The sequence below is a fragment of the Nocardia pseudobrasiliensis NBRC 108224 genome (assembly GCF_001613105.1).
Taxonomy (GTDB): domain Bacteria; phylum Actinomycetota; class Actinomycetes; order Mycobacteriales; family Mycobacteriaceae; genus Nocardia; species Nocardia pseudobrasiliensis.
Genome location: NZ_BDBS01000015.1, coordinates 102,557 through 122,139, shown reverse-complemented (window position 1 = coordinate 122,139; position 19,583 = coordinate 102,557). Strand labels below are relative to the sequence as shown.

Annotated in this window: 18 protein-coding genes, 1 tRNA gene and 1 riboswitch; of the genes, 10 read left to right on the top strand and 9 right to left on the bottom strand. The window is 68.0% G+C overall.

The genetic code is table 11. The features are described from left to right. The first annotated feature begins 76 nt into the window (after positions 1-76). From topA to NP4_RS14580, 4 genes are all read left to right on the top strand, one after another. The gene (gene topA / locus NP4_RS14595; RefSeq protein ID WP_067997822.1) at positions 77-2,944 is read left to right on the top strand and encodes a type I DNA topoisomerase; all 2,868 of its coding nucleotides are present in this window, start codon (positions 77-79) and stop codon (positions 2,942-2,944) included. A gap of 88 nt (positions 2,945-3,032) precedes the next feature. Beyond that, on the top strand, positions 3,033-3,548 hold the full coding sequence (locus NP4_RS14590; protein ID WP_067997819.1) for a mycothiol transferase: 516 nt from the start codon (positions 3,033-3,035) through the stop codon (positions 3,546-3,548). A 48-nt stretch (positions 3,549-3,596) separates the two neighbouring features. Beyond that, a complete protein-coding gene (locus NP4_RS14585) occupies positions 3,597-4,808 on the top strand; it encodes a DNA polymerase III subunit delta' (RefSeq protein ID WP_067997989.1) in 1,212 nt (403 codons plus the stop codon). Positions 4,809-4,887: 79 nt separating this feature from the next. Further along, positions 4,888-4,963: transfer RNA gene (locus NP4_RS14580), tRNA-Thr, on the top strand. A gap of 89 nt (positions 4,964-5,052) precedes the next feature. On the opposite strand, the gene NP4_RS14575 is transcribed toward NP4_RS14580, so the two are convergent. The 4 genes from NP4_RS14575 to NP4_RS14560 all read right to left on the bottom strand — a co-directional run bounded on the left by NP4_RS14575 (position 5,053) and on the right by NP4_RS14560 (position 8,729). After that, positions 5,053-6,189: a serine hydrolase domain-containing protein gene (locus NP4_RS14575; RefSeq protein ID WP_067997818.1), complete on the bottom strand. Its 1,137-nt coding sequence runs from the start codon at positions 6,187-6,189 to the stop codon at positions 5,053-5,055. Between the two features lie 97 nt (positions 6,190-6,286). Next, a complete protein-coding gene (locus NP4_RS14570; protein ID WP_067997815.1) occupies positions 6,287-6,805 on the bottom strand; it encodes a GNAT family N-acetyltransferase in 519 nt (172 codons plus the stop codon). A 60-nt stretch (positions 6,806-6,865) separates the two neighbouring features. Continuing rightward, on the bottom strand, positions 6,866-7,930 hold the full coding sequence (locus tag NP4_RS14565; RefSeq protein ID WP_067997813.1) for an NAD(P)H-dependent amine dehydrogenase family protein: 1,065 nt from the start codon (positions 7,928-7,930) through the stop codon (positions 6,866-6,868). A gap of 10 nt (positions 7,931-7,940) precedes the next feature. Beyond that, positions 7,941-8,729, bottom strand: coding sequence for an SDR family oxidoreductase (locus NP4_RS14560; RefSeq protein ID WP_067997810.1), 789 nt, complete (start codon positions 8,727-8,729; stop codon positions 7,941-7,943). 155 nt (positions 8,730-8,884) lie between these two features. Between NP4_RS14560 and NP4_RS14555 the strand changes: the two genes are divergently transcribed. From NP4_RS14555 to NP4_RS14545, 3 genes are read left to right on the top strand one after another with little or no spacing between them, the layout of a single operon-like run. Further along, positions 8,885-9,496, top strand: coding sequence for a TetR/AcrR family transcriptional regulator (locus NP4_RS14555; RefSeq protein WP_169813736.1), 612 nt, complete (start codon positions 8,885-8,887; stop codon positions 9,494-9,496). 21 nt (positions 9,497-9,517) lie between these two features. After that, positions 9,518-9,895: a glyoxalase superfamily protein gene (locus NP4_RS14550; protein ID WP_211335866.1), complete on the top strand. Its 378-nt coding sequence runs from the start codon at positions 9,518-9,520 to the stop codon at positions 9,893-9,895. 40 nt (positions 9,896-9,935) lie between these two features. After that, a complete protein-coding gene (locus NP4_RS14545; RefSeq protein ID WP_067997805.1) occupies positions 9,936-10,376 on the top strand; it encodes a DUF2752 domain-containing protein in 441 nt (146 codons plus the stop codon). Between the two features lie 503 nt (positions 10,377-10,879). Here NP4_RS14545 and NP4_RS14535 read toward each other — a convergent pair. Continuing rightward, the gene (locus NP4_RS14535; RefSeq protein ID WP_067997800.1) at positions 10,880-12,199 is read right to left on the bottom strand and encodes an aminotransferase class V-fold PLP-dependent enzyme; all 1,320 of its coding nucleotides are present in this window, start codon (positions 12,197-12,199) and stop codon (positions 10,880-10,882) included. Between the two features lie 46 nt (positions 12,200-12,245). Continuing rightward, positions 12,246-12,359, bottom strand: a riboswitch (SAM riboswitch). Positions 12,360-12,454: 95 nt separating this feature from the next. On the opposite strand from NP4_RS14535, the gene NP4_RS14530 reads away from it, so the two are divergent. After that, positions 12,455-13,078: a LysE family translocator gene (locus tag NP4_RS14530; protein WP_067997797.1), complete on the top strand. Its 624-nt coding sequence runs from the start codon at positions 12,455-12,457 to the stop codon at positions 13,076-13,078. Position 13,079: 1 nt separating this feature from the next. On the opposite strand, the gene NP4_RS14525 is transcribed toward NP4_RS14530, so the two are convergent. The 3 genes from NP4_RS14525 to NP4_RS14515 form a co-directional block, all read right to left on the bottom strand. Beyond that, positions 13,080-13,544 (bottom strand): flavin reductase family protein, encoded by a 465-nt coding sequence (locus NP4_RS14525; RefSeq protein ID WP_082875869.1) that lies wholly within the window; start codon positions 13,542-13,544, stop codon positions 13,080-13,082. Between the two features lie 111 nt (positions 13,545-13,655). Further along, positions 13,656-14,129, bottom strand: a complete 474-nt coding sequence (locus tag NP4_RS14520) for a YbaK/EbsC family protein (protein ID WP_062511331.1) — start codon at positions 14,127-14,129, stop codon at positions 13,656-13,658. Between the two features lie 42 nt (positions 14,130-14,171). Next, a complete protein-coding gene (locus NP4_RS14515) occupies positions 14,172-14,486 on the bottom strand; it encodes a 2-oxo-4-hydroxy-4-carboxy-5-ureidoimidazoline decarboxylase (protein WP_245997858.1) in 315 nt (104 codons plus the stop codon). A 150-nt stretch (positions 14,487-14,636) separates the two neighbouring features. Between NP4_RS14515 and NP4_RS14510 the strand changes: the two genes are divergently transcribed. Together NP4_RS14510 and NP4_RS14505 are read left to right on the top strand one after the other, a co-directional pair. Then, positions 14,637-15,458: a crotonase/enoyl-CoA hydratase family protein gene (locus tag NP4_RS14510; protein WP_067997789.1), complete on the top strand. Its 822-nt coding sequence runs from the start codon at positions 14,637-14,639 to the stop codon at positions 15,456-15,458. Between the two features lie 87 nt (positions 15,459-15,545). After that, the gene (locus tag NP4_RS14505; protein WP_067997787.1) at positions 15,546-18,818 is read left to right on the top strand and encodes an AfsR/SARP family transcriptional regulator; all 3,273 of its coding nucleotides are present in this window, start codon (positions 15,546-15,548) and stop codon (positions 18,816-18,818) included. Positions 18,819-18,997: 179 nt separating this feature from the next. On the opposite strand, the gene ppa is transcribed toward NP4_RS14505, so the two are convergent. Beyond that, on the bottom strand, positions 18,998-19,489 hold the full coding sequence (ppa, locus tag NP4_RS14500) for an inorganic diphosphatase (protein ID WP_067997785.1): 492 nt from the start codon (positions 19,487-19,489) through the stop codon (positions 18,998-19,000). Between the last annotated feature and the right edge of the window lie 94 nt (positions 19,490-19,583).

The window sequence follows — 19,583 nt, the reverse complement described above, 5'->3', positions numbered from 1 at the left end:
CTGTCTCCACCGCTTGCCCCAGCCGCGCGCTGCGTGCCAGGCGCCGCGCGGGTCGACAGGAAAGGTGTGTTCGCCGGTGGCAACACGAGACCGCGGTGCGGCGCCGAACTCCAAGGCAGCGCCCGACCAGGGGCGTCCCCTGCGTCGTCTCGTCATCGTCGAGTCACCGACGAAGGCCAAGAAGATCGCGCCGTATCTGGGGCGCGGTTACATCGTCGAGGCCTCGGTCGGCCATATTCGCGATCTTCCGCGTGGCGCCGCCGACGTGCCCGCCAAATACAAGGGCCAGTCCTGGGCCCGGTTGGGCGTCGACGTCGACAACGACTTCGAACCGATCTACGTGGTGAGCCCGGACAAGAAGGCCAAGGTCTCCGAGCTCAAGAATCTGCTCAAGGATGTCGACGAGCTCTATCTGGCCACCGACCCCGACCGCGAGGGCGAGGCCATCGCCTGGCATCTGCTGGAGACGCTCAAGCCCAAGGTCCCGGTCCGGCGCATGGTGTTCCATGAGATCACCGAGCCCGCGATCCAGGCGGCCGCGGCCGACACGCGCGATCTGGACAATGATCTGGTCGACGCGCAGGAGACCCGCCGCATTCTGGACCGGCTCTACGGCTACGAGGTCAGTCCCGTGCTGTGGAAGAAGGTCATGCCGAGGCTGTCGGCGGGCCGGGTGCAGTCGGTGGCCACGCGCATCATCGTGCAGCGCGAACGCGAGCGCATGGCGTTCCGGTCGGCCGAATACTGGGATATCGCAGCCAAATTCGATGCCGGCGGCGAGGGTGACGAGGCCAATCCGCGGCTGTTCGGCGCCCGGCTGATCACCGTCGACGGCTCGCGCGTCGCGGGCGGTCGGGATTTCGGTTCGGACGGGCAGCTCAAGACCAGCGGCGTCACCGTACTGGACGAGGGCTATGCCCGGCGGCTGGCCGAGGCGTTGGAGACCAGCGCTTTCCAGGTCACCTCGGTCGAATCCAAGCCCTACACGCGCCGACCGTACGCGCCGTTCATGACCTCCACACTGCAGCAGGAGGCCTCACGCAAGCTGCGGTTCAGCTCCGAGCGCACCATGCGGGTCGCGCAGCGGCTGTACGAGAACGGCTACATCACCTATATGCGTACCGACTCGACCACGCTGTCGGAGTCGGCTATCGCCGCGGCCCGGGCGCAGGCCACGCAGCTGTACGGTCCGCAGTTCGTCCATCCGACGCCGCGGCAGTACACCCGCAAGGTCAAGAACGCGCAGGAGGCGCACGAGGCGATCCGTCCGGCGGGCGACACCTTCGCCACGCCGGGCCAGTTGGCCTCGCGTCTGGAACAGGACGAATTCCGGCTCTACGAGCTGATCTGGCAGCGCACGGTCGCCTCGCAGATGGCCGACGCGCGCGGCACCACGCTGACGGTTCGGATCACCGGTACGGCCGGTACCGGCGAGGAATGCGTGTTCTCCGCATCCGGTCGCACGATCACCTTCGCCGGATTCCTCAAGGCCTATGTCGAGAGCGTCGACGAGGACAGCGGCAGCCAGTCCGACGACGCCGAATCACGGCTGCCCTCGCTGACCGAGGGACAGGGCGTCAGCGCGACCGAGCTCACCCCCGATGGGCACACCACCAATCCGCCGCCGCGCTACAACGAGGCGTCACTGATCAAGGCGTTGGAGGAGCTCGGGATCGGGCGTCCGTCCACCTATGCCTCGATCATCAAGACGATTCTCGACCGCGGCTACGTCTACAAGCGCGGTAACGCGCTGGTGCCGTCATGGGTGGCGTTCGCGGTGGTCGGCCTGCTCGAGGTGTACTTCGGCAGACTGGTGGACTTCGACTTCACCGCGGCGATGGAGGACGATCTCGACGCCATCGCCGGAGGCCGCGAACAGCGTGGAAACTGGCTGTCCTCCTTCTATTTCGGCGGCGAGCACGGCGCCGAGGGGTCGGTGGCGCGTTCGGGCGGGTTGAAGCGGATGGTCGGCGAGCGGCTCGACGATATCGACGCACGCGAGATCAACTCGATCAAGATGTTCACCGACGACGAGGGCCGCGATGTGGTGGTCCGCGTCGGCCGCTTCGGGCCCTATCTGGAGCGGATGGTCGTCAATCCCGATGACCCCGACGGCGATCCGATCTCGCAGCGGGCCAATCTGCCCGACGATCTGCCGCCCGACGAGCTCACTCCGGAGGTCGCCGAGAAGTTGTTCTCGACCCCGCAGGAGGGTCGTGAGCTCGGCGTCGATCCGGAGTCGGGACATCGAATCGTGGCCAAGGAGGGCCGGTTCGGGCCCTACGTCACCGAGATCCTGGCCGAGCCCGACGGTGACGGCGACGCCAAGAAGTCCGCGAAGAAGTCGGCCGCCAAACCGCGGACCGGTTCGCTGTTCAAGTCGATGGATCTGGCGACGATCAACCTCGACGATGCGCTCAAACTGCTCTCATTGCCGCGCGTGGTGGGTAAGGATCCCGCCAGCGGCGAGGAGATCACGGCCCAGAACGGCCGCTACGGACCGTATTTGAAGAAGGGCACCGACTCCCGTTCGCTGACGAACGAGGATCAGATCTTCACCGTCTCGCTGGAGGAGGCGCTGAAGATCTACGCCGAACCCAAGCGGCGTGGTCGTCAGGCATCGAGCGCAGCACCGCTGCGGGAGCTCGGCGCCGATCCGGCCACGGGTAAGCCGATGGTGATCAAGGACGGTCGCTTCGGTCCGTACGTCACCGACGGCGAGACCAATGCCAGCCTGCGCAAGGGCGATGAGGTGGAGTCGATCACCGACGAGCGGGCCGCGGAACTGCTGGCGGATCGGCGGGCGAAGGCGCCGGTGAAGAAGACGGCCAAGAAGGCCGCGAAGAAGACCGCCGCCAAGAAGACCACCGCGAAGAAGGCCGCCAAATCCGCGGAGAAGGCCCCGGCGAAGAAGGCGACCAAGAAGGCCGCCGCCAAGGCCTGATCGCGGAAATCGGTCGTTGTCCGTTTTCTGTCGGTGTCCTGCCGTAGCGTGTCCAGCCAACCGGGCACGCCCAGCGGAAGGATCTGCGATGACCGCACCCTCGACCGATCAGGAACGCGAGGATCTGATCGCCATGCTCGACAGTCAGCGCGAGCTGTTCCGGATCACGTTGCGCGGCATCGACGATGACCAGGCGCGCCAGCGCACCACCGTCAGCGAGCTCACCCTGGGTGGGCTACTACATCATCTGGTCAGCTGCGAGCGGCACTGGTACACGGTGCTCGTCGAGCGGGACGAGAACGCGAAACTCGATGTGTCCAAGTTCGATTCGGAATATCGGATGGGTCCGGAGGAGACCGTCGAGGGGCTGCTCAAGGAGTGGGAGACCGTCGCCGACGACACCGCTGCCCTGATTCGGTCCGTCGACGATCTCGATACCGTCATTCCCACCCCGACCTCGCCGTGGGTGCCCGAAAGGGTTTGGCAGACAGTGCGTTTCACGCTGCTGCACATCTTCCGGGAGATCTCCCATCACAGCGGTCACGCCGACATCATCCGCGAGGCGCTCGACGGCGCCAATTCCACCTATCAACGCGTCTCCTGACCGGACGGCCGCATCGGGCTGTCGGTGGCGGCCGCTAGGGTGTACGACGTGGCGGGTGTCTTCGATCGGCTGGTGGGCCAGGATGCGGTCGAGTCCGAGCTGACGGCCGCGGCCGTGGCAGCGCGCAGCGGTGTGTCGTCCTCGGCGATGACGCATTCGTGGCTGTTCACCGGGCCGCCCGGCTCCGGGCGTTCGGTGGCGGCTCTGTGTTTCGCGGCCGCGCTGCAGTGCACCGATTCGGGCACGCCCGGCTGCGGTCACTGTCACGCGTGCACCACCACCATGGCGGGCACCCACGGCGATGTGCGCCGGGTGATCCCCGAGGGTTTGAGTATCGGTACCAAGGAGATGCGCGAGATCGTTCAGGTCGCCGCCCGTCGTCCGAGTACCGGCCGCTGGCAGGTCGTGGTGATCGAGGATGCCGACCGATTGACCGAGGCCGCGGGCAATGTGCTGCTGAAGGTCGTCGAGGAGCCGCCGGAGCGAACGGTCTTCCTGCTGTGCGCACCGTCGGTCGATCCCGAGGACATCTCGGTGACGCTGCGATCGCGCTGCAGGCATATCCATCTGGTGACGCCGTCGGTCCCGGCCATCGCCCACGTGCTGCGCGAGCGCGACGGTCTCGACGCCGACACCGCGGCCTGGGCCGCGTCCGTGAGCGGCGGCCACGTCGGGCGCGCCCGACGGCTGGCCACCGACGAGGAGGCCCGGACTCGCCGCAAGCGCGCGCTGGCCCTGGTCGCCGCGACCGCCCGTCCGGCCGCCGCCTATGCGGCCGCCGATGAACTGGTGAAATCGGCCGAGGAGGAAGCCAAACAGGTCAGCGCCGCCCGCGACGAGCGCGAGCGCGAGGAGTTGGCCACCGCCCTGGGCGCGGGTGGCACCGGTAAGGGCACCGCGTCGGCGACCCGCGGTTCGGCGGGCGCGCTGAAAGATCTGGAGCGCCGCCAGAAATCCCGTGCCACCCGCACCGGCCGCGACTCCCTCGACCGCGCCCTCATCGATGTGGCCGGGCTCTACCGCGACGCCCTCGCGGTCCGTCTGGGCGCGGCCCGCACCACCCCCGCCACCGGCGTCCCCCTCACCCACCCCGACCTGCCCGACCAGATCCGAGAACTCGCCACCGACGTCAGGCCCGAGGGCCTGCTCCGCTCCATCGAGGCCGTCCTCGACTGCCGCGAGGCCCTCGACCTCAACGTCAAACCCCGTTTCGCGGTCGCCGCCATGGTCGCCGGCCTCATCGCCGCCCGCACCCGTTGACCCAGGTCACCCCGCCCTCACCGAACCGATTTTCCGGATCGGCCCCCGAGACGATAGACTCGCACCCGCCGCAAGGCACGCCGCCTTAGCTCAGTCGGTAGAGCGCTTCACTCGTAATGAAAAGGTCAGGAGTTCGATTCTCCTAGGCGGCTCCACAACTTTCCGGCTCTATGAGCCGATTTCGGTTCGGTGATGCTTCCCGGGGCCGAGCCTTCGACCCGCCCGCCGCAAAAGGTCCGGGCATTCATGGGCACAGGGCGTGGGGCAGGATTGTGTCCACCACGTCCGAGCGGGAGGTGGGGGTGCCGGTCAGGGTTATCGTTACGGCTCGGCTTTGGGGAGTGGCGCCTGCGATGGTGGTGAAGCCGTAGATGCCGCCGGTGTGGCCGGAAAAGGTTGTGTCGCAGGGGAGGGGCTTGGTGGTGAGGCCCAGGCCGTAGGGGAAGTCGGGGGCGTTTTCGAGGGGGATGGTGTCGAGCATTTCGTTCAGTTGGGTGGGTGGGATGACCTCGCCTGTGCGGAGTTCGGTGTAGAAGTGGTTGAGGTCGGGGCCGGTGGAGATGAGGGCGCCCGCGGACCAGGGGATCGAGGGTTCTATTCGGGTTACGTCGGTGATCTTGTCGGCGATGGTGGCGTAGCCGGTGGGGTGGGGGCCGTGGATGGTGTGGTCGCCCGGGGTGGGGAGGTAGGTGTCGGTCAGGTGCAGGGGTTTGAGGATTCGGCGGGTCAGTTGGTCGGAATAGGGTGTGGCCGTGACCTTTTCGATGAGCATGCCAGCCACGATGTAGTTGGTGTTGCTGTAGCGGGCGTGGGAGCCGGGGGCGAATTCGGCGGGGTGGCTCAGGGCGATCCGCATTTCCTCGTCGGGGGTCATGATGCGGTTGTCCTGGGCCGCTCGGTATTCGTCGATGCGTTCGTCGTCGGTGAGTTCGGGTAGGCCGCTCTGGTGACGGAGCAGGTGGCGGACGGTGATGGCGTGGCCGTCGATGCCGTCGCCGCGCAGCAGGCCGGGCAGGTAGGTCTCGATCGGTTCGTCCAGCCGGATTCGGCCCTCGCCCACCAATTGCAGTACCACCGCGCTGGTGAAGGTTTTGGTGATGCTGCCGACCCGGACCTGCTGGGGCGGGTCGGCGGGGATCGGGCGGCCGGTCGCCAGATCGGCGAATCCACCGGTGAGGGCCTGGTTTCGGCCGTGGTCGGTGACCGTCACCAGGACGCCGGTGGCGCCGGAGCGCAGTAGCGCGTCGATATCGGCGCGCAGCAGCGAGGTCTGCGCGGTCGAAATCGGCGGGGTCGGCGTCGCGTCGGCGCTCTCGCTCGAGGTGCAGCCCGCGAGCAGGGCGGCGGCGGACAGGGCTCCCACGAGCGGTGACAGACGCATGAGCCGACGCTAAAACCTCTGCGCCGCAGCCGCATCAGGGCTCGACCCGGAGTCGTCCCCGAGATGTCGTGAGCCGCGGGAGGTACGGCTGTCAGCCCTACGGCTGACGGCGGGTGGACAGTCGCCGGGCCAGCAGCATGCCGGGCCAGGTACCCACCGAGAATTCGGCGACTCGGGTGAAGCCGTAATTCTCGTAGACGCGCACCAGCTTTCCCTCGCCGCCCGCATAGCAGTCGACCCGCAGCAGATCGATACCGCGCTCGGCCGCCTCGGCCACGGCACGCTCGATCAGCAGGCCGCCGAGGCCGCGGCCGCTGTGCCGACGCGAGGTGAGCAGCAGGTTGAGATACAGCTCGGGTTCCTCGACGGCCGGGACGTAGTCCTGACAGGTCTCGCTGATCACCAATGCCCCGGCGATCGTCTCGGATTCGTCCACGAGTACGCGCAGACCCTCGGCGGCGTGCGCGCGAACGAAGGATTCGCGGCGCTCGTCACCGGTCCAGGGCGTGGCGCCCCACTGCTGGTTGTTGCCCATGGTGTTCATCCAGGCCACGGCCTCGTCGCCGAGGGCGAGCACCCCGGCCGCATCCTCGGTCGTGCCGACTCGTATTCGCATGAGCCCTCCCGTCGCGTCGAGCCTACCGGGCGGGCGAATCACGCTGCTGACGAGCGGTTTTCAGGATACGAGACCCCGTCCGGTCGTCAGCGGCAGATCCAGGGCGGTGAGCAGCCCCGGTTCGGCCTCGACCACGGCGGGGATCGCGCTGACCAGTCGGGCGGCGGTGCCGACGACGCCCGCGCGGGCGTGATCGCCGCCGCTGTAGAGCTGCAGATCGAGTTGATAGTCCGGCTCACCCTCGATTTCCACTCGGTAGCAACCCTTTCCGGCGGGTTGCGGCCAGTCGGGAGCCAGATCGGGATGTAGGCGGGTGACATGTTCCAGGGCGATGAGCTCACGGCCGGAACGCGTTCCGCTGATCCGGAAGCGCAGTGCGGCGGCGGTGCCCGCCTCGACCGTGCGGTCCGCGACCCGCAGGGCCTCGGGTGCGGGATGACGTTCGAACGTCTGTGTGACCGAATCCAATTCGACATCCAGCGCCGCGGCCAGCTGGCGGATCACGCTGCCCCAGGCCAGCGTCAGGACGCCGGGCTGCAGGAGCATGGGCAACTCGTCGAGCTTGCTGCCGAAGCCCATGATGTCGAACAGAACCTTGGGATTGTCGTAGGTGGAGTAGTCCATGATCTCCGAGCACACGATCCGATCGATGCGCTCGCTGCCACTGGTGAGCAGCAGCGGCAGCCAGTCGTTGGCCCAACCCGGATCGATGCCGTTGACCCACAGCGAGGCGCCGCCCTCGCGAGCGGCCTCGACGATCGGATCGATGGCCTCGGAAGGCAGTGTGCCGTAGGGATATTGGAGGAAGACCGGACTGCTGGAGACCACGTTGATACCGGCGCGCAGGAAGGTCTTCAGATCCTCGACCGCCTCCAACAGGCGGTCGTCGGCCATGGCCGTGTGCAGGATGCAGTCGGGGCGCAGTGCGATGAGCTCCTGCGCGTCGGTGGTGGCCAGGATGCCGGTGGGCTCGTCGAGTCCGGCCAGTTCGGCGGCGTCGCGGCCCGCCTTGTCGGGGCCGGAGACCCAGACACCGACCAGTTCCAGTTCGCGACGGGCGATGATGGAGCGCAGCGCCCAGCGCCCCACATTGCCTGTGCTCCACTGCACTACGCGATAGGTCATCGGATGCTCCTCACAGATCCGGAAGGCCCAGTTCGAGATTCGGGCTTTCGATACCGCCGTCGATTTCGAGCACCTTGCCCGTGAGGTAGCCGCCCGCGGGGGAGCACAGATAGACGATGCCCGCCGCGATCTCCCACGGCTCACCCAATCGGTGCAGCGGGGTGGCGGTCTCCATCTTCGCCTTGATCTCCGGCTGGCGGGCCACGACGTCGAGGGCCGAGGTGAGCACCGAGCCGACCGCGATCGCGTTGACGCGGATGCGGGGCGCGAGATCGGTTGCGGCCAAACGGGTCCAATGCGCGAGGGCGGCCTTGGCGGTGCCGTAGGCGAGGAAGCCGCGGCCGGGGGAGCGCCCCATCATCGAGGAGATGTTCACGACGCTGCCGCCGTCGCCGCGCAGCATATGCGGTACCGCCGCCCGGGTGAGGGCGTGTGCGGTCGAGACATTGAAGCGAAAGGCTTCCTCGAGGAATTCGGGTGTGGTGGTCAGGAACGTGTTGGGCATGGTGCCGCCGACATTGTTGACCACGATGTCGATGCGGCCCAGTTCGGCGGCGGCGCGCTCGGCGAAGGCGGTGACCGTGGACAGGTCGGACAGATCGCACGGCACGGTGACCGCGCGGCGGCCCAGTGCGCGAATCTTGCCCGCGACCTCGTCGAGTTGGGCCTCGGTGCGCGAGGCGATGGCCACATCGGCGCCCGCTTCGGCGAGGGCGAGCGCGGTGGCGGCCCCGATGCCGCGTCCGGCGCCGGTGACGATCGCGACGCGGCCGTCGAGGCGGAAGGTGTCGAGAATCATGGCGGGTGGTCCTCCTTCGGATGCCCGCGGCTGATGAAACGTCTTGGGAGCCCGGACCTTCGGTCGTGACGGGCATCACAAGCAGTGTTGAGAATATTCGCTTAACTGTCAAGGATTTGTACTCAAATCCCTGGTGAGGGGCTATTCTTTCGAATGTGGAAGCGATTACGGCTCGGGAGCGGCTGATCCTCGCGGCGGAACGGCTGATCGCCGAGCGCGGGGCGGCGGTGCCGCTGCGCGATATCGCCGCGGCCGCGGGGCAGCGCAATAATTCGGCTATTCAGTACCACTTCGGTTCGCGGGACGGACTCGTCGCCGCGGTGGTCGAATCGCGGATGGCGACCCTCGAGGTGCGACGGCTGGAACTGTTGGCCGAGCGACGCGGTGACGGGGTGCGCGAGCTGCTGGCGGCCCTGGTGATTCCGATGTTCGAGCTGAGCGCCCGGCACGGGATCGGGCACTACGCGCGGTTTCTCGAACAGATTCGTACCCATCCCTCGGTCACCGACGCGGCCAATCTCGACGACGACAGTCGGACCTCGGTGCGGGTGATCATGCGTGGACTCGATCGGGCGCTGCCCGAACTGGCCCCGCGATTGCGGATACGGCGATTGCGCACGCTGCCGACCGTGCTGTTCGCGTTGCTGGCCGATCACGAGCGCGCGGTGGAGGCCGGGGCCGACGATGCCGATGCCGGTGGCGAGATCGTGGACATGCTGGTGGGGGTGTTGACCGCGCCGGTGTCGGAATCGGTCGCGAGTCGGTGAGATATCGGGGACCATTCGCCCATGGCCTCCGATGCGATTCGCCTCGCCGCTCCGATTCCCGTGCTGCGCATCTTCGATGTGCCCAGGGCATATGAGTTCTACTGCGACTATTTGGGATTCACCGTGGATTGGGAGCATCGGTTCGCACCGGAGATGCCGCTGTATGCCCAGGCGTCGCGGTCGGAGGCGACGGTACATCTCAGTGAGCACCACGGCGACGGTACGCCCGGGACGGTGGTGTGGATCGCGGTCGGCGACGTCTACGCGTTGCAGGCCGAACTGGCGGCGAAGGATTACGGATACGCGCGGCCCGGTCCGCCCGAGGACGGCCCGGGCGGACCGGGTTTCGCGGTGGCCGATCCGTTCGGCAATACCTTGCGGTTCGCCCAGGCGGACTGATCTGGTCAACCCGCCGCATCGGCCGCTACCGTGGACGATTGTGAACACCGCGCATGTGCTGCCCGAGATCCGGCCGGGCTGGCGGGCACTCGGTCAGCCGTTTCTCGTGGCCGGGGCCGCGGCGGGTGTGGCGGCGGTGCTGCATTTCCGGGATCCGCATATCTCCGGGTCCTACGGCATCTGCCCGTTCTACGCGCTGACCGGTTGGTGGTGTCCCGGCTGCGGTGGTCTGCGGGCGATGCACAATCTCACCGAGGGGCGCATTCTCGACGCGGTACACAGCAATGCGCTGCTGTTGCCTTTGGTCGTGGGTTTTCTCGCGTGGTGGGGCGGTTGGGTATTGCACCGCTGGCGTGGACAGCCGGGCAGCGCGGTGACATTCACCCTGAGCCGTACCGGATTGGTGATCACACTGACGCTGCTCACCGCGTTCTCGGTGCTGCGCAATACGCCGTGGGGCGGTTGGCTCGCACCGGTATGACCCGATCCGGCGTGGCCGTGCGGGTCGATCGCGCCGAACTGGGCATGCTGGAACCATGAGTGATTCGTTGAAGGCGCGCGTGCGCGAGAAGATCCTGTGACAGCTGAACGAGGACGGCGCTCCGGATCCGGAGCAGGACGATACCCGGCAGGTTTCGGTCGAGAGCGATCTCGAGGCGCTGGACGCGGTGGCCGACGACGATCCGCTGATCGAGGAATTGGCGGAGCGGTATCTGGTTCCTTAGGGCGGTCCTGTTGTCCCGGCGAAAAGCGTGCCGGGACAACAGGAACAGGGCGTGGTGCCGGGACAACAGGAACAGGGAGTGGTGCCAGGGGCACAGGACCACGGGGTGGTGCCAGGGCAAGAGGACTACCGGGTGGTGCCAGGACAACAGGGCCACGGGGCGGTGGCGGGTCGGAAAGGCGCGAGGCCGGCGGTCCGAAGGGACGAAAGGGCTTCGGCGCCAGCGGGATTCGAGTTGTCCGGGCGAGATGCGGTTTTGGTTAGAAGGAGCAAGGGGTGGCGCCTTGGGGGGAGGTGGGGGTGAGGCCGGGGCGGGTTTCGGGGGAGGGGTTCCACTGGCCTTGGGTGTTGGTGTAGGTCCAGGTGGGGCCTTGGGTGGTGAGGGTGGCGATGGCATCGATGAGGCGGTCTACATCGGCGGTGGAGGTGCCGAGGCCGATGCTGGCTCGGAGGGCGCCGTCCACGCCGAGGCGGGCGAGGAGGGGGTGGGCGCAGAAGCGGCCGTCTCGGAGGCCGATGGCGTGTTCGGCGGAGAGGTAGGCGGCGACTCGCCCGGGTTCGAAACCGGCGAGGGTGAAGGCCACGATGCCGACGCTGTCGGTGCTGTCGGACCAGATGCGCAGGAAGTCCACGCCAGCAATGGCTTTCAGGCCCGCGCGCAGGCGGTCGGCGAGATGGCGCTCATGGTCGAGGACGGTTTGTTCGTCCAGGGATCCGAGGGCGTCGCAGGCCGCGGCGAGGGCGGCCACGCCGAGGACGTTGGGGGAGCCCGCCTCGTGACGCTGGGGGGCGCAGGCCCATTCGGTTTCGGTGGCGCTGACCTGTTTGACCGCGCCGCCGCCGGCGAGGTACGGCTCGGCGGCGTCGAGCCAGTCGCGGCGGCCGACCAGGACTCCGGCGCCGAAGGGCGCGTACAACTTGTGGCCGGAGAAGGCGAGATAGTCGATGCCGGTGGCGCGCAGGTCGATTCGCCGGTGCGGGGCCAGCTGCGCCGCGTCGACGAGGATGCGCGCACCGCACTGATGCGCGATGGAGGCCAGCCGCTCCAGCGGCAGCACCTCGCCGGTGACATTGGACGCACCCGTGATCGCCAGCAGCGCAGCGGGTTTCGCACACAGTTCGGCGACCACGCGGCGGATGGTCTCCTCCACGGTGTCGGCCGCGGGCACCACGCGGCGTCCGTGCCGGGTCCAGGGCAGGAAGTTGGCGTGATGTTCGATATCGAGCACCACGGTGTCGCCGGGCACGCAGGAGGCCAGCAGATTCAGCGAATCGGTGGTGTTGCGCGTGAAGACGACGACCTGATCGTCGGCGCAGTTCAGGAAGCGGGCCACCGAATCGCGGCTGGATTCGTAGCAGTCGGTGGAGACGCGCGAGGCGTATCCCGCGCCGCGATGAACGCTGGCGTAGAGCGGCAGCAGCTCGGTCACCCGATCGGTGACCTGCGCCAGGGCGGGGGCGCTGGCGGCGTAGTCGAAGTTGGCGTATTTGCGAGTTCCGCCCTGTACCAACGGAACTCGCAGATCACATCCGGAAACGCGGGCGAGCGGGGCGCAGGTCTGTTCGAGTACGGCGGTCATCGGGCAATCCCTTCGGATCAGGGACTCCGCAAGAATCGGTGATCGGAGTCCGCGCTTGCCGCGCCCGGTCGGGCTGCGGCCCGGTCGTCACCCGGAGCACCCCACCGCGGAGGAGGGTTGCCGACCAGCTAGCCGGGGCTTAGCGCTGGTACTCATGACCTGAGGCGAGATTGGCAGAGCCGGTGGGATCTTGTCAAGTGCGCCCCGCTCGGAAAATCCCTTGCCGCCCGCGCTGACCTGGACTTATATGAGCCGATGAGCGTATCGCTATTGCTCGGGTTCATCGGAGTGTGCGTGGTCCTGTCCCTCACACCGGGGCCGGATTCGTTCCTGGTGCTGCGGTACTCGGTGGTCGGGCGACGACCGGCGATCGCCTCGGCCATCGGATCGGCGGTCGGCGGGATCGGGTGGACGATCGTGGTCGCCGCGGGGGTCGCGGCGCTGCTCGAACAGTCGGCGACGGCCTATCGCGTGGTGAAGGTGATCGGCGGAATCTACCTGGTGTACTTGGGAATTCGGACGCTGATCGAACAGCGCCGGGCCCGGGTGGCCACGGCGGAGGACGCGCCGGTGCGGCGATCGGTGTCGATGCTCTCGGCGTTCACCGCGGGTTTGCTGTCGACCCTGCTCAATCCGAAGGTCGGATTGTTCTATCTGGCGGTGCTGCCGCAGTTCCTCATCGAGGCGACGTTCGTGAACACCCTGACCCTGGGCGCGATCGAATCATTCGTGGCCGCAATCGAAATGGTGCTGCTGGCACTGGCGGCCGCCCGGCTGGCCGGACTGTTGCGGCAGCAGCGGATTCGCGATCGGCTGGAGCGGATCAGCGCGGGAATCCTTGCGGCCCTTGGTATCGGGACCGTAGTCTCGGCGAGCTGAGTCACTCCAGTCCGGTCGGGCGGTGATAGGCGCCGTTGTAGTACAGCAGCGGCGCGGCGATCGGCTGGTCGTCGGTATTGTCGAACACGCGCGTGACCAGGCCGATCACCAGGGTGTGATCGCCGATCGGGATGAGCCGGAACACCGTCGCGCGGACCCACAGCGGGGTGCCGTGCAGTACCGGCTCGCCCGTGTCGAGGGTGGTCCACAGCGAATGGTCGGCGAAGCGTTCCTCGGCGGAGCGCGAAAACCGTTGGGCCAGATGCTGTTGATGTTCGCCGAGGAAGTGCACGACCACCGAATCGGCCGCGAGCATGGCCTCGATACTCGAGGAGGTGTGGGCGATATTGAACGAGATGAGCGGGGGTTCGGCCGACAGTGAGGCGAAGGAGGTGGCGGTGAAGCCGATCGGTTCGATCGCCGAACCCAGCGTGACGATCGTCACCCCGGCCGGATAGTGCCGCATCGCCGCACGGAACTGCGTCGCGGTGATGCCGCTCAGATCGTCGGGCGCCCGTAGTCGATCGCTCACAGCCTTAACCTACGTCCCCCGCGCCGATGATATTCCGATCGCCGGTCAATCCACATCGATCGCCAGGCCCGCGGTGATGCGGACGAGCTCGGGGAACGATGTGCGGAATACGGTGTTCGGATGTCCGGCGGCGGCCCAGAGCTCGCGATGGCCGGACAGTAGGTTGTCCACGTAGGTGGGCAGATTGGTGGGATGGCCCACCGGGGCGACACCGCCGATGGGCTGACCGGTCACCTCGCGCACCAGGGCCGCGGGGGCCCGGGTGAGGGTGCCGTCGAGCCGCTTACCGGTGTTCTCGATATCGACCTGATGGGCGCCGGAGACCAGAAGCAGTACCGGATCGTCGTCGAGCAGGAACACCAGCGATTTCGTGATCGCGCCCACCGCCACCCCGAGGGCCTGAGCGGCCTGTTCGGCGGTGTGGGTGGGCTCGGATTGGGTGACGATCACGCCGTGGTGTCCGCGCGCGATGAGCGTGTCCGAGACCCGGGATGCCACCGGGGGCAACGACCTGCGCATGGCACCAGGGTAGAGCCGAATTCGGGCTACTGTCGGGCGAATTCAGTATTCGGGGTAGCCTTCGGCCGGTCCCAGCAGGCCTTCGATGTGATCGTGCATGATGCGCGACAGTTCCTGTACCGTGCGGGCCGAAACTCGCTCGTGCACAAGGGAATCGAAAACCCGGTCCAGATCTGGTCCGGACAGGGCGAGCAATTCGCCGTCGACGGCCGCGATCAGCGCCTCTCGGGTGGGGTAGGGCCGGGCGTCGGCGATCTTCTCCGCCCAGGTCACCGCGCAGCAGCATTCGAACAGTGCGTGTATCGCGCGACTGCGCGGCAGTGTGTTGAAACGATCCAGGCCTAGGCCCTGGTGCATCAACATATGACCTCCGGCACCGCTGCTGACTGATGGCTGATTCATTCATGTTCCGCCGCCGATCGGGCCGGGAGCACTGCCTTCCTGGAGATTTAGCGCAGGATTTACAGGCCCCGCGGTCTTTCCTGACGGTATCGCTACGCTGGGCGAATGACCGAATGGAAGGCCTTCACAGTCGAGACCGGCGACCGAGTTGCCACGGTGACGCTGACCGGCCCGGGCAAGGGTAATGCCATGGGACCGGACTTCTGGCGCGAGCTGCCGCTGATCTTCGGCGAGCTGGACGCCGATCCCGAGGTGCGAGCCATCGTGCTGACCGGGGCGGGTAAACATTTCTCCTTCGGGCTGGATCTGCCCGCGATGAGCCCGCTGTTCGGTCCGCTGCTGGCCGATAAGGCCCTGGCCGCCCCGCGCACGGAATTCCTGCGTGACATCCGGCGGATGCAGGCCGCGGTGACCGCGGTCGCCGACTGCCGCAAGCCGGTGATCGCGGCGATCTCCGGCTGGTGCATCGGCGGTGGGCTGGATCTGATCGCGGCCGCCGACATCCGGCTGGCCAGCGCGGACGCCAAGTTCAGTCTGCGGGAGGCGAAGGTGGCGATCGTCGCCGATATCGGCTCGCTGCATCGGCTGCCGGGCATCATCGGCGAGGGGCATCTGCGCGAGCTCGCCTATACGGGCCGCGATATCGACGCCGCGCGGGCGGAGAAGATCGGTCTGGTCAATGACGTCTATGCCGATCAGCAGGCCGTCCTGGACGCGGCCGCCGCGCTGGCCCGCGAGATCGCGGACAATCCGCCGCTGGTCGTACAGGGTGTCAAGGATGTGCTGGATCAGCCCAAGGTGGCCCGGGTCGCCGACGGGCTGCGCTACGTGTCGGCGTGGAACGCGGCCTTCCTGCCGTCGGAGGATCTGACCGAGGCCATTCAGGCCGTTTTCGAGAAGCGGTCGCCGGAGTTCAAGGGACGTTAGCTCTAACACGACCGTCCGGTCTGTCGACGGTATCGGTGATCGGATAGCGTTTCCGAACAGAGAAATGACGCTTTTCGGACAGGACAGATGCTGAAGTTTGCCGTGCTCGGTGAGGTTCGTGCGTGGCACGGTGAGCATCCGTTGGACCTCGGTCCGAAACAGCGCCGGGCCGTACTCGCCGCGCTGCTGCTGCGCGGTGGGCGCTCGGCCACCCTGGGCGATCTCATCGCCGACGTCTGGGGTACGCGGCCGCCCGCGAGTGCGGTCGGGGCGGTTCGCAATCACGTGCTGCATCTGCGGCGTGTGCTGGAACCCGAGCGAGCTACGGGATCGTCACCCGCGGTGCTGGTCGGCTTCGCGGGCGGGTACGCGCTGCGGCTGCCGCCCGGTGCGGTGGATATCGAACTCGCGCAACGGTATGCGGCCGAGGCGGGGCGGGCGGGCGATACGGCGGCGGCGCGCGAACGACTACGGGAGGCGCTCGCACTGTGGGAGGGCACGCCCCTGGCCGGGCTGCCCGGCCCGCATGCCGAACGACTGCGCGCCCAGCTGACCGAGTTTCGGCTCACCCTGTTGGAACAGCGCCTCGCCGCCGATCTGCGATTGGGTCGGGCCGGTGAGATCGTCGCCGAGCTGCGGTCGCTGGTCGCGGAGCATCCGCTGCGCGAGCGGACGCGTGAGCTGCATATGACCGCGCTCTACTGCGCCGGGCGGCAGGCCGAGGCGCTGGAGGTGTTCGCCGAGACGCGGCGAATTCTGGTGGAGCGCTTGGGCATCGATCCGGGACAGCGGCTCACGGATCTGCAGCGGCGGATTCTGCGGGGCGAGCCGGTGGGGGACGGGCCGATGCTTCCGGGGGAGACGAGTACGGGGACAGCGGGTACGCCCGACGCCGCGATGGACGATGCCACGGGCGGCCCCGGAGTTCGGGGCGAGATCGAAATCCCTTCCAGCGCTGGGCTCGAGGCCGAGCGGCGTGGCGCGGCCGGTGCCGGAATCGCGATCGCCGCGCGTTCGTACGGCGCTGCCCCGGATCCGGGCAATGCCGATATGATGGTGGAAAGCCGTTCGGAGGCAGTGCCGTCGGAGGGTTGGGCGGCCGTGCTGGGCCCACGGGTTTCGGTGCGTCGCTCGGCCGTGCACACCGCCCCGCCCGCGCAATTGCCCGCCGACATCGCGGATTTCACCGGGCGCGAGGACGCGGTGCGCAGACTGGTGGATCGGTTGCGGGACGCGGGAGCCGCGGTGCCGGTCTGCGTCGTCACCGGAATGGGCGGGGTCGGTAAGAGCACGGTCGCGGTCCATGTGGCGCATCGGGTGCGGCACTGGTTTCCCGACGGGCAGTTGCATGTGGATCTGCACGGGTTCGAGCGGTCGGGCGGATGTTCGGCCGGGGATATTCTCGGCGGCTTCCTGCGGTCGCTCGGGATGCCGGAGGGGGAGATCGCGCCGACCTCCGAGCAGCGGGCCGCGCAGTTCCGTATCCGACTCGAGGGTCGGCGGGTGCTGATCGTCCTGGACAACGCGCGCGACGCCGATCAGGTGCTGCCGCTGATTCCGTCGACGCCCGGATCGGCCGTGCTGATCACCAGCCGGGCCGCGCCGCCGCAGCTGCCGGGGGTGCTCGCGGTTCGGCTCGACGAGATGGCCACCGTGGAGGCCCTGACCCTGTTGAGCCGTATCGTCGGCGCCGAACGGGTCGCGGCCGAGCCGACGGCCACCGCGACGGTCGTGCAGGCCTGCGGGCGATTACCGTTGGCGGTGCGCATCATCGGATCGCGACTGGCCTCACGACCGCGCTGGAGTATCGAGGCGATCGCCGAACGCCTGGCCGACGAGCGGCAGCGACTGGGACTGCTGCGCACCGGCGAACTGACCGTGGCGGCGGTGTTCCGGCTCGGCTACGACCAGCTGGAACCCGCGCAGGCCAGGGCATTTCGATTGCTGGCCGTGCCCGAGGCGGAGGATCTGCCGATCGCGGGTGTGGCCGCGATCCTCGAATGTGGTCATGCCGAGGCCGAATTGCTGTGCGAGTCGCTGGCCGATCTGAGTCTGCTCGACGCCGCCGCCATCGGTCGCTATCGCTATCACGATCTGCTGCGCCTGTTCGCTCGCGAGGTCGCGCCCGCCGACGACACCGGGGCCCTGGCGCGGCTGCTGGACTTCTACCTGGCCACCATGAAAAACGTGGTGCTGGTTTGCAATCCGGGAACACGGCTGCCCGAGCATCTGAAAGCCACGGTGGCCGTGGGTCTTTCGTTTCGCGACGGCGCGGACGCGCAATGCTGGCTCAATACCGAGCGGCTCAATCTGATCGCGCTGCTGCGCCAGGCCGCGCGGTCCGGCGGCGACGCGCTGGCGCTGTGCGCCGATCTGGCCTGGGCCATGGCCGAATTGATCGAATGCGGACCCAATGCCCAGGAACATGTCCGCGCGCTCGAGGAACTGCTCGAGGCGGCGCTGGCCGCGGGTGATCGGGGATTGGAATGCCGGGTGCGGGTGGCGCTGGGTTCGGTGCTGACCTACGCCCTGGCCCGCATGCGCGCCGGTCGCGACCATCAGCGCATCGCGCTGTCGCTGGGCACCGATACCCCGGATGCCGCCCGGCTCACCGCATTCGCCGCACAATTGCTGGCCGCCTCTACCCGCATGGGCGCCGAGATCGCCGCCTCCATGGCCCATGCCGAACGCGCCATCCGGCTCGCACGGCGGGCCGGGGACGCGGCCGTGGAGGCGGCCTGTCTGATCCACGCCGCCAAAACACTTTCGGACGGTGGACGTTTCGATGAAGCCGTCAGCCGCGCCGAACAGGGGTTGACGCTGGCCCGGAGCATCGGCAATCACGCCCTGACCGGCATGGCCACCCACGAACTCGGTGCGGCGCTTGCCTTCCGGGGCGAATACGGCCGCGCCGTCGAATTGTGTACGCGCGCGGTCGAATCGGCGCGGCTCAGCGGTTCCCGGTTGCATATGGGTTTCGCGCTGGCCCGGCTGGCCCAGGTGGGCATGCTGGCGGGACGGCTCGCGGACGCGGAATCGGTTGCCGCCGCAGCGGTCGAGGCCGTCACCGACGCGGCCGGACCGCTGCACCGGGCCCGGGTGCAGGTGCTGCACGGGGTGGTGCTGGCGGCGCTGGGGCGAGATGAGCAGGCGCGGGCGGCATTTCGCTCGGCCGCGGAGATCTTCGACGATCTGGACGATGCCCGGCTGGTGCACGAGCGGCTCGACGAGGCGTTCGAGGCGCCCGTGGTGGAGATCCTGCGGGCGCATCAGTTTTCCGTCAATTCCGCCTCATCGGCCGCTGCGACCTGCGCGGACGCCGACGAGACGGGGATGCGCGACCCGGTGCGCGGACACTAGCGTGGAATGGCGGAATTCGGCCGTTCCCAAGAACATTCGGCGGCCGGGTTCCGGGTGGCCGACCGTGGGGTCAGCGTCGTTCGGAGGGGTCGACGGTGACGTAGGGGTTCGGTCGGGTCGACCCGAGCGCTCGGTGGGAGCTCCGCAATCCGGAGCCCCCGCCGAGCGTTCGACGCGGCTCAGTGGCCGCCCTGCTCCTTCAGCCGGGCGAAGGCCTCCTCGACCAGGGTCTCGGCCTTGGCGCGATCGCCCCAGTTTTCGACCTTGACCCACTTGCCGGGCTCCAGATCCTTGTAGTGCTCGAAGAAGTGCTGGATGGCCTTGCGTTCGAATTCGCCGATATCCGAGACGTCCTGAATGTGGTTCCAGCGCTTGTCACCCGCGGGCACCGCCACGATCTTCTCGTCGCCGCCGGCCTCATCGCTCATGATCAGCACGCCCACCGGACGGGCCTCGACGATCACGCCCGGGTACACCGACTCCGGCAGCAGCACCAGGCAGTCCAGCGGGTCGCCGTCGGAACCGAGGCTGTTTTCGATGTAGCCGTAATCGGCGGGGTAGACCATCGGGGTGTAGAGGTAGCGGTCCAGCCGCACCCGGCCCGTCTCGTGGTCGACCTCGTACTTGTTGCGCTGACCCTTGGGGATCTCGATGGTGACGTCGAACTCCACGTCATCTCCTTCTTTGGTGCGGTTGCGGCTGCCGACTCGCCATCTCGTTCGGGGGAACGCCGGCGAGGTGAGGATAGTGTGGTCGGCGGGCGCG

Bases quoted from the DNA above. Each gene is read 5' to 3' on its own strand.
- NP4_RS14590 (WP_067997819.1), top strand. From the start codon at position 3,033: ATGACCGCACCCTCGACCGATCAGGAACGCGAGGATCTGATCGCCATG.
- NP4_RS14575 (WP_067997818.1), bottom strand. From the start codon at position 6,189: ATGCGTCTGTCACCGCTCGTGGGAGCCCTGTCCGCCGCCGCCCTGCTC.
- NP4_RS14570 (WP_067997815.1), bottom strand. From the start codon at position 6,805: ATGCGAATACGAGTCGGCACGACCGAGGATGCGGCCGGGGTGCTCGCC.
- NP4_RS14565 (WP_067997813.1), bottom strand. From the start codon at position 7,930: ATGACCTATCGCGTAGTGCAGTGGAGCACAGGCAATGTGGGGCGCTGG.
- NP4_RS14560 (WP_067997810.1), bottom strand. From the start codon at position 8,729: ATGATTCTCGACACCTTCCGCCTCGACGGCCGCGTCGCGATCGTCACC.
- NP4_RS14550 (WP_211335866.1), top strand. From the start codon at position 9,518: ATGGCCTCCGATGCGATTCGCCTCGCCGCTCCGATTCCCGTGCTGCGC.
- NP4_RS14535 (WP_067997800.1), bottom strand. From the start codon at position 12,199: ATGACCGCCGTACTCGAACAGACCTGCGCCCCGCTCGCCCGCGTTTCC.
- NP4_RS14530 (WP_067997797.1), top strand. From the start codon at position 12,455: ATGAGCGTATCGCTATTGCTCGGGTTCATCGGAGTGTGCGTGGTCCTG.
- NP4_RS14525 (WP_082875869.1), bottom strand. From the start codon at position 13,544: ATGCGGCACTATCCGGCCGGGGTGACGATCGTCACGCTGGGTTCGGCG.
- NP4_RS14520 (WP_062511331.1), bottom strand. From the start codon at position 14,129: ATGCGCAGGTCGTTGCCCCCGGTGGCATCCCGGGTCTCGGACACGCTC.
- NP4_RS14515 (WP_245997858.1), bottom strand. From the start codon at position 14,486: ATGCACCAGGGCCTAGGCCTGGATCGTTTCAACACACTGCCGCGCAGT.
- NP4_RS14510 (WP_067997789.1), top strand. From the start codon at position 14,637: ATGACCGAATGGAAGGCCTTCACAGTCGAGACCGGCGACCGAGTTGCC.
- NP4_RS14505 (WP_067997787.1), top strand. From the start codon at position 15,546: ATGCTGAAGTTTGCCGTGCTCGGTGAGGTTCGTGCGTGGCACGGTGAG.